Annotated in this window: 14 protein-coding genes and 1 pseudogene; 3 read left to right on the forward strand and 12 right to left on the reverse strand. The window is 68.5% G+C overall.

The features are described 5' to 3' along the window. Positions 1-137: 137 nt before the first annotated feature. From fliP to M6G65_RS09810, 11 genes are all read right to left on the reverse strand, one after another. Positions 138-872, reverse strand: a complete 735-nt coding sequence (gene fliP / locus M6G65_RS09760) for a flagellar type III secretion system pore protein FliP (protein ID WP_250104230.1) — start codon at positions 870-872, stop codon at positions 138-140. Then, on the reverse strand, positions 755-1,417 hold the full coding sequence (locus tag M6G65_RS09765; RefSeq protein ID WP_250103872.1) for a flagellar basal body-associated FliL family protein: 663 nt from the start codon (positions 1,415-1,417) through the stop codon (positions 755-757). Before M6G65_RS09765 ends, fliP begins: the two co-directional genes overlap by 118 nt. Positions 1,418-1,431: 14 nt before the next feature. Then, the gene (gene flgH / locus M6G65_RS09770) at positions 1,432-2,130 is read right to left on the reverse strand and encodes a flagellar basal body L-ring protein FlgH (RefSeq protein WP_238195647.1); all 699 of its coding nucleotides are present in this window, start codon (positions 2,128-2,130) and stop codon (positions 1,432-1,434) included. Then, a complete protein-coding gene (locus M6G65_RS09775) occupies positions 2,127-2,750 on the reverse strand; it encodes a MotE family protein (RefSeq protein WP_238195646.1) in 624 nt (207 codons plus the stop codon). The genes flgH and M6G65_RS09775 overlap by 4 nt, the downstream gene beginning before the upstream one ends. Next, complete coding sequence (gene flgI / locus M6G65_RS09780) at positions 2,747-3,847, reverse strand: flagellar basal body P-ring protein FlgI (protein WP_238195645.1); 1,101 nt, start codon at positions 3,845-3,847, stop codon at positions 2,747-2,749. The genes M6G65_RS09775 and flgI overlap by 4 nt, the downstream gene beginning before the upstream one ends. Continuing rightward, positions 3,847-4,332: a flagellar basal body P-ring formation chaperone FlgA gene (flgA, locus tag M6G65_RS09785; RefSeq protein ID WP_238195644.1), complete on the reverse strand. Its 486-nt coding sequence runs from the start codon at positions 4,330-4,332 to the stop codon at positions 3,847-3,849. The genes flgI and flgA overlap by 1 nt, the downstream gene beginning before the upstream one ends. A 25-nt stretch (positions 4,333-4,357) precedes the next feature. Continuing rightward, complete coding sequence (gene flgG / locus M6G65_RS09790) at positions 4,358-5,146, reverse strand: flagellar basal-body rod protein FlgG (protein ID WP_238195643.1); 789 nt, start codon at positions 5,144-5,146, stop codon at positions 4,358-4,360. A 101-nt stretch (positions 5,147-5,247) separates the two neighbouring features. Beyond that, positions 5,248-5,580 carry a flagellar hook-basal body complex protein FliE gene (fliE, locus tag M6G65_RS09795; RefSeq protein ID WP_238195642.1) on the reverse strand — a complete coding sequence of 111 codons (333 nt, stop codon included), beginning with the start codon at positions 5,578-5,580 and terminating at the stop codon, positions 5,248-5,250. Further along, entirely contained in the window at positions 5,580-5,996 is a 417-nt protein-coding gene (gene flgC, locus M6G65_RS09800) for a flagellar basal body rod protein FlgC (RefSeq protein WP_238195641.1), read from the reverse strand. Before flgC ends, fliE begins: the two co-directional genes overlap by 1 nt. Beyond that, the gene (gene flgB, locus M6G65_RS09805; protein ID WP_238195640.1) at positions 5,993-6,379 is read right to left on the reverse strand and encodes a flagellar basal body rod protein FlgB; all 387 of its coding nucleotides are present in this window, start codon (positions 6,377-6,379) and stop codon (positions 5,993-5,995) included. Before flgB ends, flgC begins: the two co-directional genes overlap by 4 nt. 383 nt (positions 6,380-6,762) lie before the next feature. After that, positions 6,763-7,446 carry a response regulator transcription factor gene (locus M6G65_RS09810; protein WP_238195639.1) on the reverse strand — a complete coding sequence of 228 codons (684 nt, stop codon included), beginning with the start codon at positions 7,444-7,446 and terminating at the stop codon, positions 6,763-6,765. Positions 7,447-7,973: 527 nt separating this feature from the next. Here M6G65_RS09810 and M6G65_RS09815 point away from each other — a divergent pair. From M6G65_RS09815 to M6G65_RS09825, 3 genes are all read left to right on the forward strand, one after another. After that, the gene (locus M6G65_RS09815; protein ID WP_250103873.1) at positions 7,974-8,549 is read left to right on the forward strand and encodes a hypothetical protein; all 576 of its coding nucleotides are present in this window, start codon (positions 7,974-7,976) and stop codon (positions 8,547-8,549) included. Between the two features lie 1,424 nt (positions 8,550-9,973). Further along, a complete protein-coding gene (locus M6G65_RS09820) occupies positions 9,974-10,435 on the forward strand; it encodes a hypothetical protein (RefSeq protein ID WP_250103874.1) in 462 nt (153 codons plus the stop codon). A 247-nt stretch (positions 10,436-10,682) separates the two neighbouring features. Next, on the forward strand, positions 10,683-11,927 hold the full coding sequence (locus M6G65_RS09825) for a KpsE/RkpR family capsule polysaccharide export protein (RefSeq protein ID WP_238195637.1): 1,245 nt from the start codon (positions 10,683-10,685) through the stop codon (positions 11,925-11,927). Positions 11,928-12,021: 94 nt separating this feature from the next. Here M6G65_RS09825 and M6G65_RS33960 read toward each other — a convergent pair. Next, positions 12,022-15,959, reverse strand: a pseudogene (locus M6G65_RS33960) (ATP-binding protein). Positions 15,960-16,060 lie beyond the last annotated feature (101 nt).

Here is a 16,060-nt window from a genome sequence, read left to right on the forward strand (position 1 = left end):
AGATCGCTCACCGATTTCGATTGTTCGCTCGCCGACAAGACTGAGATGACCAAGTCTGAGTTGAAAGTCAACGCCTGCTCACTCGATCCTGCGCTTTAAGGCGGATTGGCGCTTAACTTTCGATAAAAACTAGAATCTTACAGATACGAGCGGACAAGCCCGCTTATCAGTAGGTTCCATCCGTCAATGAGTACAAAAAATAAGATTTTGAACGGGAGCGAAATCGCGGTCGGTGGCAGCATCATCATGCCCATGGACATGACCAGCACGGCGACGACCAAGTCGATGACCAGGAAGGGCAGCGCGATCAGGAACCCGATCTCGAAGCCGCGACGCAGTTCCGAGATCATGAAGGCCGGGATCAGAATCCTCAGATCGGTCCTGCCGCCATCCGGCGCTTTGGAGAGATTCGCCGATGCGATGTCCGCGAAGGTATCGAGATCCTTCGGGCGGACATGCGCCAGCATGAAGTCCCGGAACGGCGCCGTCACCTTGGCGAACGCCTCCTCCTCGGTGATCCGGTTCTCGGTGAGCGGCCGGACGCCGTCCTGCCACGCGCGGTCGAAGGTCGGCCCCATGACGTAGAAGGTCATGAACAGCGACAGGCTGATGAGCACCAGATTCGCCGGGGCGCTCTGCAATCCGAGCCCCGAGCGCAGGAAGGAGAGCGCGACGACGAATCGGGTGAAGCTCGTCACCATGACCAGGAGGCCCGGCGCGATCGACAGGACGGTCATCAGCGCGATGAGCTGGATCATCCGCCCGCTGGCCGACCCGTTCCCGGGGGGCAGCACTTGGTCGAGGCTGAAGCCCTGGGCGCTCGCAGCCGTGGCGACGAGGAGCAACGGGCTCGCCAGAAATACGCGACGCAGCATGGCGTGACCGGTCCTGATGTTCGTCGGCGAGGCCCGCGGACGGGACGCCGGCCGGCCGCCCTACTGGACGACGAGCGTTTCGATGAAGAAGTCGCGGGCCGGCCCTTGCTCCGGACCTGGACCCGCTCGGTCAGGTCCTCTCGCAGATGGCTCAGGCCGCTCGGCCCTTCGATCTGAGCGATCGACAGCGTCCGCAGGTAACCGAGGATGTCCTGGCGGATCTCGGCGGCCATGGCCTCGGGATTGGTGAACGTCCCGGTCTTCACGACGACCGATGATTCGAGGCGGATCCAGACATCGCTGGGGCTCGCCAGATTCGTCACCACGGTGCCGAGATGGGTCAGCGTGGAGCCCGCATCGTAAGTGGCCACCCGTTGGACCTGTTCCTCCTCGGCCTTCTTCCGCTCGTCCACGGCCTTCTCGACCTTCGCGATCATGTAGAGGCCGCTCGCCCCCCCGACCCCGACCGCCAGGACGGTGAGCATCGCGAGGAGGAGCAGCCAGCGGAGCACGGCGCTTCGGGCGGCTTTGTCGGAGGCCATGGATCGTGTCCGGATCAGAACGGAGAGACGAGGTCGTAGACCTGCTGGACGACCCCGGGCTGCTGGACTTCCATGAGACGCCCGCGGCCACCGTAGGAGACCCGCGCCTCCGCGATCTTGTCGTAGTCGATCGTGTTCCGGCGGGAGATGTCGCGCGGCCGGACAATGCCGGCGATGTTGAGGACGCGGACCTCGAAGTTGACCCGCACCTCCTGCGAGCCGCTGATCAGCATGTTGCCGTTGGGGAAGACATGCGTGACGACCGCGGCCACGGAGAGCCGCAGCTGTTCCTTGCGGTCGATCGTGCCCTGCCCCTTGGTCGATGAATTACCGTTGACCTCGTAATGGTTCTTCGATTCCGGCGTGAGGCCGAAGAGGTCGAACTGCAGGTCGACGCTCGACTTGGCCCGCGAATCGCGGGACCGGTCGGTGGCGTTGTCGAACTGCGCCTTGTCGTTCATCGCGATGAGCACGGTCAGCACGTCACCGACATTCTTCGCGCGCGGGTCCTGAAACAGGTCGGCGCTCTGCTGGGCCCAGGTCGAGTGGTAGCCCTGCGCCTGCGACGCCACGTAGAGCGGCGGCACGGTGTCGTGGTTCGGATCGATACCGAGGCCCACCGGGCTCAGGGCCGGTGCCCGGCCGATCTCTTGGACGGGGGTCGCGCAGGCCCCGAGGGTCGTGAGCGCCGCGATGGCGGCCAGCCGCTTCATCCTGATTTCTCGCTGTCCTGCGGGCGGCGCTCCCCCTCGTCCGAGCGCGGCTCGGGCGACGCCTTGGATGTATCGTCAAGCCTGGACGGCGCCGGCTTCTTCGGGGGCGTGTTGGTGATGACGTTGGCGAGGCGCGCGGCCCGCCCGGGCTCCATCTCGTTCAGGATGGCGCTGGCGGTCCGCGCGTCGAGGCGGGTCAGGATGGCGGCGGCGGCCTCGCTGTCCATGGCGGTCAGCTGCTGCGACGCCGCCTCGGGCCGCATCTTGGCGTAGATCGCCGTGACGCTCTCGTCCGCCTTCGCGAGGAAGGCCTGCCGGCGCCGGAGCCACTCCTCGTACTCGGCACGCTTGGCCTCCAGCTGGCCGATGCGCACCTCGACATCCTTGGCGAGCGCGGTCAGCGCTTCCTTCTGCCATGTGAAGCGGGCGTCGGCGGCGGCGTTGGCGATGCCGGCACAGTACTGCGCCGGCCGGCCGTCCTCCGCCTTGGTCGGCTCGGCCGGCTTCTGCTGGGCCTCCGCCCGGGAGCCCGGCAGCAGAGCGGCCGCCGCGAAGGCAAGCCCGAGCCAGCCGGGCAGGCCGCCTCCGACGAGACGGCGCCTGTGAGCCGGACGGGTCATTGGATCACCAGCTCCGCCTGCAAGGCGCCCGCTGTCTTGACCGCCTGGAGGATGGCGATCACGTCCGTGGGCTTCATCCCGACATTGTTCAGGCCGCGAATCAGCGTCTGCAGGTCGGGTCCCGAGACAATGGCGAGGCGCGCCATCCGCTCGCCGGCCTCGATGTCGGTGCGGGGCACGACCGTGGTCTGCCCATCGGAGAACGGCGCGGGCTGCGACACCTGCGGCGTCTCGGTGATGCGCACCGTCAGGTCGCCATGGCTCACCGCAACGGTGGAGACTTGGACATTCCGGCCGATGACCACGGTTCCGGTCCGCTGGTCGATCACCACCTTCGCGGGGATGTCGGGCTGGACCTGCAGCTCGCCGATCTCGGCCATGAACCGCGTCCGCCCGACATGGCCGGGGCGGGACAGGACCACGGTGCGGTAGTCGCGCGGGCTCGCCGCGCGCCGTCCATATTTCTGCAGCGTGTAGGCGTTGATGGCGTCGGAGATCAGGACCGCGGTGTGGAAGTCCGGATTCTTCAGCTCGAGCGCCATGCCGGGCAGCTCGCTGAACGTGCCGGCGACCGCGTGTTCGACCAGGGCCCCATTGGGGATGCGGGCTGCCGTCGCCACACCGGAGACCAGCGATTCCGCTTGACCCGTGACGCTGAAGCCGGAAACGACGAGGGCGCCCTGCGCCACGGCGTAGACCTGCCCGTCGCCCCCAGATAGGGGCGTCATCAGCAGCGTGCCGCCGCGCAGGGAGGTCGCGTCACCCATGGAGTTCACGGCGACATCGACGCGCGAGCCCGGCTCGACATAGGCCGGGAGATTGGCCGTCACCATCACGGCCGCGACGTTTCGGGTCCGCAGCCGCTGGTCGCGCACATTGATGCCCAGCCGATCGAGCATCGATTGCAGGGATTGTTCGGTGAACTGCGAGTTCCGCAGGGTGTCGCCGGTGCTCTGCAGGCCGGTGACGAGCCCGTAGCCGACGATCTGGTTATCGCGCACCCCCTGGAGCGACGCGATGTCCTTGATGCGCGTCGCCGCCGCGGGTGCCGGCCAGAGCGCGAGACCGGCCAGGAGAGCGAGGATCAGCCGGCGCATCACGGCTGTCCCGTCCGCACGCGGCCGTCCTGCAGGACGATGCCCTGGACAACCCGCCCCGTAGCGGTGTTCCGCACGCTGACCGCTTCGTTCACGGCCGCATTGGCCAGGGCAGTGCCCAGCGTCGAGATCGTGACGCCGTGCTCCTCGAAGACGATCACGGTCGGCGCGCCGCGGGTCACGAGCTTCGCCTCTTCCAGGGCGATGGCGGGAATCGTCTCGCCCGGCAGGAGCGTTCGCCGCGCGATTCGGCCGACCACGCGCGCCGCCGTGTCGGCGACCGGCTGACGCGGCTTGTAGCTCTCCGGGAAAGCCTGATCGCGCAGCATCGTCGGCTTGATGACGTCGCCCGCGTAGATCGTCGCGACCGGCACCAGCAGCACCTGCTCGGCCGCGGCGGCCGGACCGGCCGCCAAGCTGGCCGCAAACGCGAACGGCAAGCCGGCGGCGCCCAGCGCCCAGGCTTTCCACGCCGCGATCCTCACGAGGCGAGCATCTCGGGGCATGATGTTAGCGAAGGCCCTTCGAGACCGTGCCGGCCATCTCGTCCGCGGCCTGGATCACCTTCGAGTTCATCTCGAACGCCCGTTGGGCTGAGATCAGGTTGGTGATTTCCCGGACCGGATCGACGTTGGACATCTCCAGATAGCCCTGGTGGAGCTTGCCGAAGCCCGGCCCGGCGGCGAAGCCGGTCACGGGCAGGCCCGAGGCCGGGGTCTCGCGGTACAGGCCGTTGCCCAGCGGCTCGAGCCCTGCATCGTTGGTGAAGTTGGCGAGCTGAAGCTGGCCGATCGTCTGCGGCAATTGCTGCCCGTCGACCTTGACCATCACCTGGCCGGTCTCGTTGATCACCACATCGACCGCGTTCTGCGGGATGATGATTGCCGGATCGACGCTGTAGCCTTCCGCGGTGACGAGGCGTCCGTCCGCGTTCTTGTTGAAGGAGCCGGCGCGCGTGTAGTTGATCTCGCCGTTCGGCATCGTCACCTGGAACCAGCCGCGGCCGTTGATCGCCAGGTCCAGCGGGTTCGTCGTGTTGGAGAGCGGACCCTGCCGGTGCAGGTTCCGGATCGCCGTGTTGCGAACGCCAAGTCCCAGCATGGCGCCTTCGGGAATCGCCGATTCGCCGGCCTGGATCGGCACGCCCGCCGGGCGTTCCGCCTGGTAGATCAGATCCTTGAATTCCGCGCGGGCCGCCTTGAATGCCGTCGTGTTCAGGTTCGAGATGTTGTTGGCGATGACTTCCACGTTCAGCTGCTGGGCGTTCATGCCCGTAGCCGCGATGGCGAGCGCTCTCATGATCGGATCCTTGCGCCGGAGCGGAATGTGCGTGTGTTCGGGGAGTTTGCGGCGTGTCCCGCCGGGAGAGGCGGGCTTCTGCCGGTGAGGCGGGCGCCGCGTCAGATCGTCATGCGGACGATTTCGAGGTAGGCGGCAACGACCTTGTCGCGGATCGCGACGGCGGTCTGGAGCGTCTGCTCGGCCGACATCACCGCCTCGACCACGGCCTGGGTCGAGGCCTTGCCCTGGATCCCGGAGATCGCGGCCGCCTCGCCGGTCTTCACCGTGTCGCGCATCTGCCCGGCCATCTGCGTCAGGAGATCGCCGAAACTGGAGACGGACGCCCCCGGATTCGTCTGCCGGACTCCCGGCATCGACAGGCCGAGTTCGGACGCGCCGAAGACGGAGTTCTTGTCGGAGACACTGGTGAGGGCGGCGAGGGACTGGATCATCACGGCCTCAGAAGTTCGATGATGCTGGCGATCATCGAGCGGGTCTGCTTGATCATCTGCAGGTTGGCCTCATACGAGCGGTTGGCCTCTCGCATGTCGGCCATCTCGATCAGCATGTTGACGTTCGGCAGCTTGACGTTGCCGTCGGCATTCGCGGCCGGGTTGCCGGGATCGTACTCGACCCGGAACGGTGCCTTGTCCTCACCGATCTGGCGCACGGCGACCGCCGTGGTCCCCGAGGCACGATCGAGCGCCGTACGGAATGTGATCGTCTTGCGGGTGTAGGGATCCGACCCGGCGGTCTGTCCGGTCGACTGCGCGTTCGCGATGTTCTCCGCGATGACCCGCATGCGCTCGGATTGCGCCTCCATGCCGGAGCCCGCGATCCGCGAGGAGGCGGCCAGGGGATCGATCATTGTCCGGCCTTCACGCTCAGGGCCAGCATCCGGTTGAACGCCTTGACCACACTGCCGTTGAGGGCCTGATCACGGCTCACCTCGCCGGACTTCATCAGCTGTTCCTCGATGCTGACCGAGTTGCCGGAATGGACCACATCCCAGCCCTGTGAGGCGCTCGCCCGCGCCGGGCGCGCGCCGGGACCCTCGCTCTCAAGATGGCCGGCACGGGTCGCCGCCATCGTCAGCATCGTCTTGTCCAGCAGATCCCGGAACGGGGTCAGATCGCGCGCGCGATACCCGGGCGTGTTGGCGTTCGCGATGTTGCCCGAGATCACGGCCTGACGCGCGGTCAAGTGCTGCAGCTGTCGGGACGCGAGATTGAACAGAAAGACTGGGTTCATGACCTATCGGTTTCCCGTCTTGGCAAAGTCTGCGGCAGAAGTCGTCCCGCTCGGTTGGAACATGCTCCTGATCGACGCGTTGGTTTCACCGTCGAGTCCGTGGCAACAGTTTCCTGTCGGCGGATCTTTGCGCGCCCTGTCTTGTCCGAAGCTTGCGCGGGCGGTCTTCCGAGTGCCTCGTACCTTGCGGCTGTGGCGCCCGCCGACATCGCTGGCGAGCATCGCCGACGGACGCGGTCGCTGGCGCGTCGCAGCGGTGGCGCAGGACGTGGCTCCGACGGGCGGGCGCATCCCTGCGAGCACCCGCAGCTGGGGGCCCGCCTGATCCGGCCGGTCGATCGTGCCGAGGCACTCAGGCGAGCCCGACGGCCGGCCCCGAACGGTCAGTTGACGAAGGCGTATCCGAGATAGCGTCGGACCTCGATCGGATCGAAGCTCAGCTTCTGTCGGAGCTTCTTCCGCAGCTTGCTGATGTGACCCTCGATCACGCTCTCATCCACGTCGCTCGTGAACGCGCCGTAGACTGCGTTGAACACCTGTTCCTTCGTCATCCGGCGTCCGCGGTTGCGGACCAGGAACTCGAGGATCTGACGTTCGCGACGGGGCAGTGTCATCTTCTCCCCGTCGATGTCGGGGTCGCGCCCATCGAAGTACACCTTCAGCCGCGCGGACCGGTCGATCACCGTCGTGTCCTTCGCGGCCTCGCGCTGCGATCGGCGCCACACCGCTTCGGTTCGGGCGAGAATTTCTCGGACGTGAACCGGCTTGCGGACGACGTCGTCGATGCCGGCGCCGAAGAGATTCAGCGTCTCGGTCAGGCAGCGCGTCTCGATCATCGCGATGATGGGTGCGCGGGACCGCTTGTGGATCAACTCCGGCAAGTCCGGCCGCTGCTCGCAATCGCCGAGCAGGAATCCCTGGACCGCATCCAGATCGGTTGCAGGCGCCGTCTGCAGCCAGTCTTCGAAATCGTCGCCCAGTAAACCGACGGACGTGATGCCTTCTCTGCTGAAGTTGGCAACGTATCCATCGGTCACTATCGGTCGCTCATCGACAATGACATACATTGTCACAAGACTCCGTCGGTATAAAAGTTTCGCGAGCTGTCTTATGCAGCTGCGATGAAAGTTGTTTGCCCGGCTTTCCTCACATGCCGTAAGCAGGAGATTGGGTCAACGGTTCGGTACGAGTCTCGACGATGAGATTTTTTCTGACGGGCGCGTCAAAAACTCAAACTTCGTGGCGGGATTGATCGAATTTTTACAGAAATTGTTTTCAAAATTCGGAGGCCTGGAGACGATGGTGGGCCGCAATTCGGAGGATCCAAGGTGATCTTTTCCCAGCTCTTCCGCCCTGATTCTGCAACATCCTCTCAGGCCTCATGAACGATCGTTCCGCCTCCATGCCGGCCGCAGTGAGACACGATGCGGGCTCGGTGAGCACGGTCGGCGCCGATTACGTCGTGGGCAGCAGGAATCGCTGGTCGCGCGTCATGTTAAGCTTTGAGCGCCTGACCGCCGGCCAATGGTATGAGTTTAGCGCATATGTGGTTTGCGACGGTGCCGAGTCGGCCTCGGATGCCAGGGACTTCGCGATGCTCGGCGTCGTGTTCCTGTCGCAGGACGGATCGGAGATCGATTTCGCGCGGGTGCCCGGGCTGGCCCGGACCTCGATGGATGCGCATGGCGACTGGCTCGCCGGGCCGGCCTGGGAGGGCGGCGCGGGTGCCCGCGCCGTCTCCGTGCGACGCTGCTTCTACCTGCCGGCTCCCGCCGCCGGGGTGGCCGTGGTCATCCGGAGCTGGCGCAACGCGCACCCCTTCCGAATCATTGGTCCCGAGATCCGGCCGGCCGGCGCGACCGCGTCCTCCGCAGAGGACGCGCTCGCTGACCGAGCCGCTCCACCGCGGGGCCGGCTGGCCCAGGACGGACGGATCGACCTCGGTCCCCATCCTGTCTGGTTCCGGCATGGCCTCGTCCCGGGGCGCCCGCTCGTCTTCCGGGGGCAGGTGATCGCGCAGGGGCGGACGGAGGGCGCCCTAGCCCAGATCTGCTTCCGCGATGCCGGCGGCAGCCCGATCCCGCCCCCTACCCCGACACCCTGTCCACGCTGTCGGTTCCGGCCTTCCTGGACATCCCGGTCCACCGACAGGCCTACCGCTTCACCCTGAAGGTCTCTCCGCCGCCGCAGGCCGCAACCCTGGAGATCGGCTTCGGGACCTGGGAGGCGGATCCGGGTCTCGCGCTGGCGGCCGCGCCCGACGCACTTCTCGGCGATGACCTGCGCCTGGCGAATCTGACGGACGACTCAGATCCGGGGGCCGAGGCAGTCCTGGCACGGCTGCTCGGCCGCCTCGGCCCTCTTCTCGACGGCGGTGCCGGGGCGGGATCGATCCGGCCCTACCTCGATGCCGCCCTCCTGGCTGAGCGGCCGTCGCCGCTGCGCAGCTTCGCGCGCCTGCGGGACGGGGCCGAGGCCTGCGTCTGGGCGGAGGGAGCCATCCGCCTCGCATCCCGGCCGGCCGGCCGCTTCCGGACGTCCCGGACTGGGCGGCCGACCCGTTCCGGTCGCAGGCTTGGCGCCTGGCGTTCCAGTCCCTGGACTGGACCTGGGGCGCTGCCGAGAGTTCGGAGCGCGCGGTTCGGGAGCGGGCGGTCGCCGTCGCCGTGTCCTGGTCCCGCGCGAACCCTTGGGGCCAACCGGCGGATTCGCTGAGCCAGCATCCCGCCTGCACGGCGCGGCGCCTGGAGGCGCTGCTGAGCCTCCTGCAGGCGGCGGCGCGAGACGCGGCCGGCGCGGACGGGCGCGCGATCGATATCCTGGGCGGTGAGGTCGTACGTCACGCCGTGGCTCTGGCGGAGATCCTGGCGCAGCACACGGTGGCAGGCTCGCTTCTGGAGCTTCAGGTCGCAGCCGCTCTGCTGGCGGCCGGTCTGGCCCTCCCCGCCTTTCCGATGGCGCGGCACTGGACGGCCCTCGCGGTGCTCGCCCTGCAGCGCGGCTTCGAGGCGATGATCGACCCAGACGGCGCCGTCGCGGAGGCCTCGTATCACCGGAGCCTCGAGATCCTCACCCTCGCTCTGGTTCTCATCCCCATCCTGAAGGCCCGGCCGGATCTGACGCCGCTGGCCGTGATTCTCGACGCGCGCGTCCCGAAGGCCTGGGCCGGGATGGTCGCCCTGTTCGAGCCGGACGGTGCCCTGCCCCCTTCGGCGACACGCCCGGCCATGCCGACCGGTATCGCTGGCTGGAGCGGGTGGCCGCCGCGCATGGCCGGCCCGGGATGGCCGCGCCCGACTCCGGGCGGGCGGGCGACGGATGGCCCCACGCCGCCGGAGCGAGCCGGCCCGGAACCCTCATCGTGCGCCGGTCGGGGGATGGGGCGGGCTGGTCCGCCTTCACGGCCGATTTCTCCGAGCAGGTCGACCCACAGGATCACCGGGACTGCACCTCCTTCACCTTCGCCACCGGCGGCCTGCGCTGGATCACCGAGAGCGCGGGCCAGCACCGGCGACGGCGCGGGCGCACAATGTCGCCTTCCCGGACGGCCGGGAACCGGGTGCGGGAGCGGGCTTCGCGCGGGCGGCCTTCCGCTTGGGCGATGCTGTCGTGCACTGCATCGAGACGCAGGTGCACGGGCCCGATTACCGGCATGTCCGGGCTTTCGTGCTGCTGGACGATCTCTCGGGTCTCGCCGTGTTCGATCGCTTCCGGGCGGGACATCGCCCGCTCACGGCGGAAGGCTTCCTGCACCTCGACGCCGGGGTCACGGTCGCCCTCGACCCGTCCCGGCGGGTCTTCGGCCTGCGCGATGAGAGGCGTCTGCAGATCGTGCCCCACGCGATCAGCGGCCGACTCGGCGACTTGGCCTTGAGCCGGGCCTCGTTCGGCCCGCGGGAGAATCACGGGGCGCCAGCCGGACCGGTCCTGCGCTACGGCCTGTCAGGCACGGGCATTCTGGCCGGGGGCCTGCTGATCGCGTCATCCGCTGGCGGCGTGAGCCGGCTCGCGGCCGCGATCGAGGAGGAGGCATTCCGGAGCGCCCTGACGGACTGACTGTCGTAGGGCCGGATGCGGGCCGATAGCCCGACCTCACCAGACCATGTCACAGGCGAGCGGTCGCCCTGAGACAGGCTGGAGATTCCCAAGGGTGGATCGACTCGCGCCGGGGCGGGCGCGAGGCCGGAGTTGCGGGCGTGTCACGGACATGCTTTCGCCGCCTGTCCGTGCCACTGACCCCGGCCACGTCCCGGACGCGTCCGGGGATCGCGGGCAGGACAGCTCCACAGTCGAGAAGCAGGCGATGAACATGCAGGCTCGGAGAGCCGAGGGGCGGCTTCTCAAGGCTGCCGATCGGCAGAATGGGATTTCGCAGTCGCTGCGGCAGATCGCGCGGGTGCCCGGACTCGCGGAACGCAAGAAGGGCGTCCGATCCTACCAGAGCCACATCAAGAGCGATCCCTGGCTTCCGATCCTGTTCGTCCTCTGCTTCGTGCTGCCGACGCTGGCCGGCGGTCTGTATTATGGCCTCCTGGCCTCCGACCGCTACGTCACGGAGGCACAGTTCGCGATCCGACCCATGTTCGGGACGGCCGACAAGGCCACGCCCGACGCGGTCGGCACCAATGCCGGCGTTCCGAAGGAGATGATCGCCCAGGATACGCTGATCGCGCAGGAATACATCCTGAGCCGGCCGATGCTGGAGGCGATCGAGGCGCAACTGCCGATCCGCAAGTGGTTCAGCAGCGACAGCATCGACTATCCGTCCCGTCTCAACCCCGACAAGCCGATCGAGAAACTCCTCCGTTACTGGAAGCGGCGCGTCAGCGTCGACATCGAGTCCGGCACCGGCATCATGACGCTGTCCGTCGAAGCCTTCGATCCGGACGAGTCGCTCGCGATCACACAAGCCGTGATGGCGGAAGCCGAGCGGATGGTGAACGAGCTGAGCATCAAGCCGCGCCAGGATGCGGTGGACGAGAGCGCGCGCGAGCTGAAGCTCGCCGACGAGCGCGTGGCGGCGGCGCGCGCAGCCCTGAACGCGCTGCGCAATCGCGAGGGTGTGCTGGACGCGGTGAAATCGAACGAGGTCACGCTCAAGACCGTCTCAGAGCTTCAGCTGTCCCGCGCCAAGCTGTCCATCCAGCTCGCAGTCCTTCAGCGCGACCTCAACCCCGAGGCGCGGCCTGTCGTCGATCTGAAGCAGCAGATCAAGGATCTCGATAACAACATTGCGCGCATCCAGCGGGAGTTGGCGACCGTCGATCCGGATCAGAAGCGGCGGCTCTCGAACGCGCTGACGCAGTCCGAAGCCCTCGAGAGCAAGCGCACCTACGAAGAGAAGTATCGTGAGCAGGTGCGCTTGGCGTTCGAGCGCGCGCGCATCCTCGCGGCCCAGAAGGCCGAGGCCTTCGTGCCCATCGTCCCGGCGATCAGGGCCCAATCCGCCACCGAGCCGCGCCGGATCCTGATGACCAGCCTGATTACCGCCGCTGCAGCGATGGTCTTCGCCGCGGCGATGTTTGCCCGGAAGTTGCTGGCGCATTGAGTCGCGGCCAAGCGCTGTGGGCGTCCGGTAAACGGGCGGCCGCTTCGCCGGCCGTGCGGCTGCAGCCAGCGCGGCCGGAACCCGGCGCCGCGACTCACGGACCCGCGATGATCTCGCGGATCCGCGCCCCCAGCGTCTCGATCACGAACGGCTTGGTGAGCACGGCCATGCCCGCCGCCAGCTGGCCGCTGCCGAGGGCCGAGGTCTCCGCGTAGCCGGTGATGAACAGAACCTTCAGACCGGGCCGCTGCGCGCGCGCGGCATCGGCCATCTGGCGGCCGTTCATCCCGCCCGGCAGGCCGATATCCGTGATCAGAAGGTCGATCCGGGCGTCCGATTGCAGCACCTGCAGGCCTGACGCGCTGTCGGTGGCCTCGATCGCCGTGTAACCCAGCTCGTCCAGCACCTCGGTCACGAGCATGCGCACCGTCGGCTCGTCGTCGACGACGAGAACCGTCTCTCCCTGCTCGGCGCGCGGCGGCTGCGTGACGCCTGAGGGCGCTGCCTCAGCGTCCGCGCGCCCATCATGGCGCGGCAGGTAGAGGCATACCGTCGTGCCCTGCCCGATCTCCGAGGTGATGCGGACCTGCCCGCCGGATTGCTGGGCGAAGCCGTAGATCATCGAGAGGCCCAGGCCTGTGCCCTGGCCGATCGGCTTGGTGGTGAAGAACGGCTCGAAGGCCTTGGCCATCACGTCCGGCGCCATGCCGGTGCCGGTATCGGTCACGCACAGGCTGACATACGGGCCGGGTGCCAGGTCGCGTTCCCGGGCCGGGCCGGGATCGAGCCAGCGATTGGCGGTCGCTATGGTGATGCGGCCGCCGTCCGGCATCGCGTCGCGGGCGTTGATGCAGAGGTTGAGGAGCGCGTTCTCCAGCTGGTTGGGGTCGGCGAGCGCGGCCCAGAGGTCGGCCGCCTCCGTCACCGCGACGGCGATGCCGGGTCCGACCGTGCGCCGGATCAGGTCCTCCATGCCGGTGATGCGGTCATGGACGTTCGTCGGCTTGGGATCGAGCGTCTGGCGGCGCGAGAAGGCGAGCAGCCGGTGGGTCAGGGCGGCGGCCCGCTTGGCGGCGCCCTGCGCGGCCGCCATGTAGCGGCCGATATCGTCGAGCCGGCCCTGGCCGATGCGGGTCTGCATCAGCTCAAGCGAGCCGGAGATGCCGGCCAGCAGATTGTTGAAGTCATGGGCCGGCCGCCGGTGAGCTGGCCGACGGCCTCCATCTTCTGGGCCTGGCGGAGGGCATCCTCGGCCTTCAGCCGCTCGCCCACCTCCTCGGTGATGCGCTGCTCCAGGCGCTCGTTCAGCGCCTGCAGGGCCTGCTCGACGTGCCGCTGCTCGGTGACGTCGATGATCACGCCCGCCAGCCGCCGGCCCCGCTCGAGCTCTGACGAGAGCCTTCCCATGGCCAGCACGATGCGCTCCCGGTCGCTGCCGGTGACGCGGTACTCGGCCTGGTAGGGTGTCGAGGTCGCGATGGCCCCGGAGATCGCCTCCTGCACGCGGGACCGGTCCTGCGGGTGGATGCCCGCCACGAAGGAGGCGAGCGGCAGCCCGGCGGCTTCGGCCTCCGCGCGGTTTACCCCGAACAGCTCCGCGATCGGCCCGAGCACGGCCACGGTGTCGGTGTCGATCTCCCATTCGAAGATCCCGACGCCCCCGGTCGAGAGCGCCATGGAGAGCCGGTCCTGGCTGATGCGGAAACGCTGCTCGCTGGCCCAGATCGCCCGGCTGGCCTCGCGGCGCATCTCGGCCATCTGGATGTTCGCGTTGACTCGGGCGACGAGTTCGCGGGCCGCGAAGGGCTTCACGAGGTAATCGTCGGCCCCGGCATCGAGACCCTCGATCTTGGCCTCCTCGCCGGCGCGCGCCGAGAGCATGATCACCGGAATTCCGGCCGTGCGGGGCTCCTGGCGCACCGCCCGCAGCAATCCGAAGCCGTCGAGCTTCGGCATCATCACATCCGTCAGGATCAGGTCAGGCGGCGCCGCGGCGGCGGCGGCGAAGGCCTCCGCCCCGTCGCCCACGGCCGTCACCCGATAGCCCTGGCCTTCGAGCAGCCGCGCCACGTAGCTGCGCATGTCGGCATTGTCGTCGGCGAGCAGCACGTCCTTCCCGGCGCCGGCCCGGAGGGCCCCGTCGGGGGTGATCGCGCCGAGCCCGGCCGTCGACAGCGCGCCGGCGGTCTCCATCGGCGCGGCCTCCGGCAGCCACCGCAGCGCCTCATCCAGGTACTCGTGCGCGCGCACGACGGCGGTGGCCGCATCCGCGCGGTCGCGGACCTGAGCGGCCGGGAGGTGGGCGCGTCCCAGGGGAAGAACGACCGTGAAGGTCGTCCCCTGGCCGACGATGCTCTCGACCGTGATCTCGCCGCCGTGGAGCCGGACGAGTTCCGCCACCAGCGCGAGCCCGATCCCGCTGCCCTCGAAGCTGCGCCCGTGCGCGCCTTCGACCCGGTAGAAGCGCTCGAACAGGCGGGGGATCTCGCCGGCCGGGATTCCGATGCCCGTATCGGCGACCGAGACGCGGGCCGATCGTCCGTCTGCCGCGGGTTCGGTCGTCACCCGGATGCCGCCGCTGAGCGTGAACTTGAACGCGTTGGAGAGGAGATTGAGGACGATCTTCTCCCACATCTCCCGGTCGACGTAGGACGACAGCGGCAGCGGCTGGCAGCGGACGTCCAGCTCGAGACCGGCCCGCTCCACGGCCGAGCGGAAACCGGAGGCGATCTCGGCGGTGAGCGCGCCCAGATCCACCGGCTCGAAGGCGGCGCGCACGCGGCCCGCCTCGATCCGCGAGAAGTCGAGCAGGCTGTTGACCAGCCGGAGCAGGCGCGTGCCGTTCCGGTGCGCGAGCTCGACCTGGGCGCGTACGGCCGCGCCGGCCGTGCCGCTCGCCAGCACCTCCTCGAGGGGGCCGAGCATCAGGGTGAGCGGCGTACGGAACTCATGGCTGACATTGGAGAAGAACGCGGTCTTGGCCCGGTCGAGCTCGGCCAGGGCCTCGGCGCGCCGGCGCTCTTCCTCGTAGGCGTCGGCGCTGGCAATGGCGGCCGAGATCTGCCCCGCCACGAGGCTGAGGAACGCGCTGTAATCCGCGTCGAACAGCCGGTAGGGATTGAGGCCCACGATCAGGACGCCGCCACGTCCGGTGTCGCTGCTGGCGGGGACGGGCAGGAGGGCTGCCCGCTCGGACGGGCGGTTCCAGATTCCGGTCGCGCCGCCGAGGCCGGCCGCCTCCAGATTTGCGACGACCGTCACCGTGTGGTTGCGCGCCACGGACCCGATCGGCCAGGGGCCGGCCGCGTCGAGGGCGATCCGGTCGCCGGGGCCGGCCGCTCCCGGGTCCAGGCCGACCTTGGCGGCGAGTTCGGCCACGTCCTGCCCGGGCTCGATGACGTAGAGCAGCGCGAAGGTGATGTCGTGCGGATCGCGCGCCAGGGCGGTCGCGCTGCGTTCGCAGGCGGCCCGCCAGGACCGCGCCTGCACGGTCTCGGCGGCCAGCTCCCGCAGCAGGGCGAGCTGTCGGTCGCCCACGACCCTGTGGGTGTCCTCGCTGTTGGCGCAGATGATCCCGCCCGGCTGGCCGTCGTCGCCGGGGATCGGGCTGTACGAGAAGGTGTAGTAGGTCTCTTCCGGATAGCCGTTGCGCTCCATGATCAGGAGCTGCTCCTCGACATAGGTCCCCTCGACGCCGCCCATGGCGGTCGCCAGCAGGGGGCCGATATCGGCCCAGATCTCGCGCCAGACATCCGCGGTCGGCCGCCCCAGGGCGTTCGGATGCTTCCCGCCGATGATGGACTTGTAGGCGTCGTTGTACAGGAAGGTCAGGCCGGGCCCCCAGCCGATCCAGATCGGCTGCCGCGAGGTGAGCATGATGCGCACCGCGGTCTTGAGGCTTTGGGGCCACGCGGGCGCCGGGCCGAGCGGTGTGTCGGCCCAATCATGGCCGCGAATGAGGGCCCCGAGCTCGCCTCCCCCCGCGAGGAAACTGAGTTCCGGATGGCCTCCGGAGGGCGGAAGATCGGCCAATGCGGTGTTCACGGGCTCGGGCTGCGGCAATCCAGGCGTTTACGAGGGATCGCGCGGTCGCGCCAGCGTGATCGGGGTCGGCTCTCGCCCCGGCGTGACGG

It is taken from the genome of Methylobacterium tardum, from assembly GCF_023546765.1.
In the GTDB taxonomy this organism is placed as follows: Bacteria; Pseudomonadota; Alphaproteobacteria; order Rhizobiales; family Beijerinckiaceae; genus Methylobacterium; species Methylobacterium tardum.

What these genes read in the sequence shown, in the direction of transcription:
- fliE (WP_238195642.1), bottom strand. Translation starts at nt 5,580, where the DNA reads ATGATCCAGTCCCTCGCCGCCCTCACCAGTGTCTCCGACAAGAACTCC.
- flgH (WP_238195647.1), bottom strand. Translation starts at nt 2,130, where the DNA reads ATGAAGCGGCTGGCCGCCATCGCGGCGCTCACGACCCTCGGGGCCTGC.
- M6G65_RS09775 (WP_238195646.1), bottom strand. Translation starts at nt 2,750, where the DNA reads ATGACCCGTCCGGCTCACAGGCGCCGTCTCGTCGGAGGCGGCCTGCCC.
- M6G65_RS09810 (WP_238195639.1), bottom strand. Translation starts at nt 7,446, where the DNA reads ATGTATGTCATTGTCGATGAGCGACCGATAGTGACCGATGGATACGTT.
- flgB (WP_238195640.1), bottom strand. Translation starts at nt 6,379, where the DNA reads ATGAACCCAGTCTTTCTGTTCAATCTCGCGTCCCGACAGCTGCAGCAC.
- M6G65_RS09825 (WP_238195637.1), top strand. Translation starts at nt 10,683, where the DNA reads ATGAACATGCAGGCTCGGAGAGCCGAGGGGCGGCTTCTCAAGGCTGCC.
- M6G65_RS09815 (WP_250103873.1), top strand. Translation starts at nt 7,974, where the DNA reads ATGCTCGGCGTCGTGTTCCTGTCGCAGGACGGATCGGAGATCGATTTC.
- flgG (WP_238195643.1), bottom strand. Translation starts at nt 5,146, where the DNA reads ATGAGAGCGCTCGCCATCGCGGCTACGGGCATGAACGCCCAGCAGCTG.
- flgC (WP_238195641.1), bottom strand. Translation starts at nt 5,996, where the DNA reads ATGATCGATCCCCTGGCCGCCTCCTCGCGGATCGCGGGCTCCGGCATG.
- flgI (WP_238195645.1), bottom strand. Translation starts at nt 3,847, where the DNA reads ATGCGCCGGCTGATCCTCGCTCTCCTGGCCGGTCTCGCGCTCTGGCCG.
- M6G65_RS09765 (WP_250103872.1), bottom strand. Translation starts at nt 1,417, where the DNA reads ATGGCCTCCGACAAAGCCGCCCGAAGCGCCGTGCTCCGCTGGCTGCTC.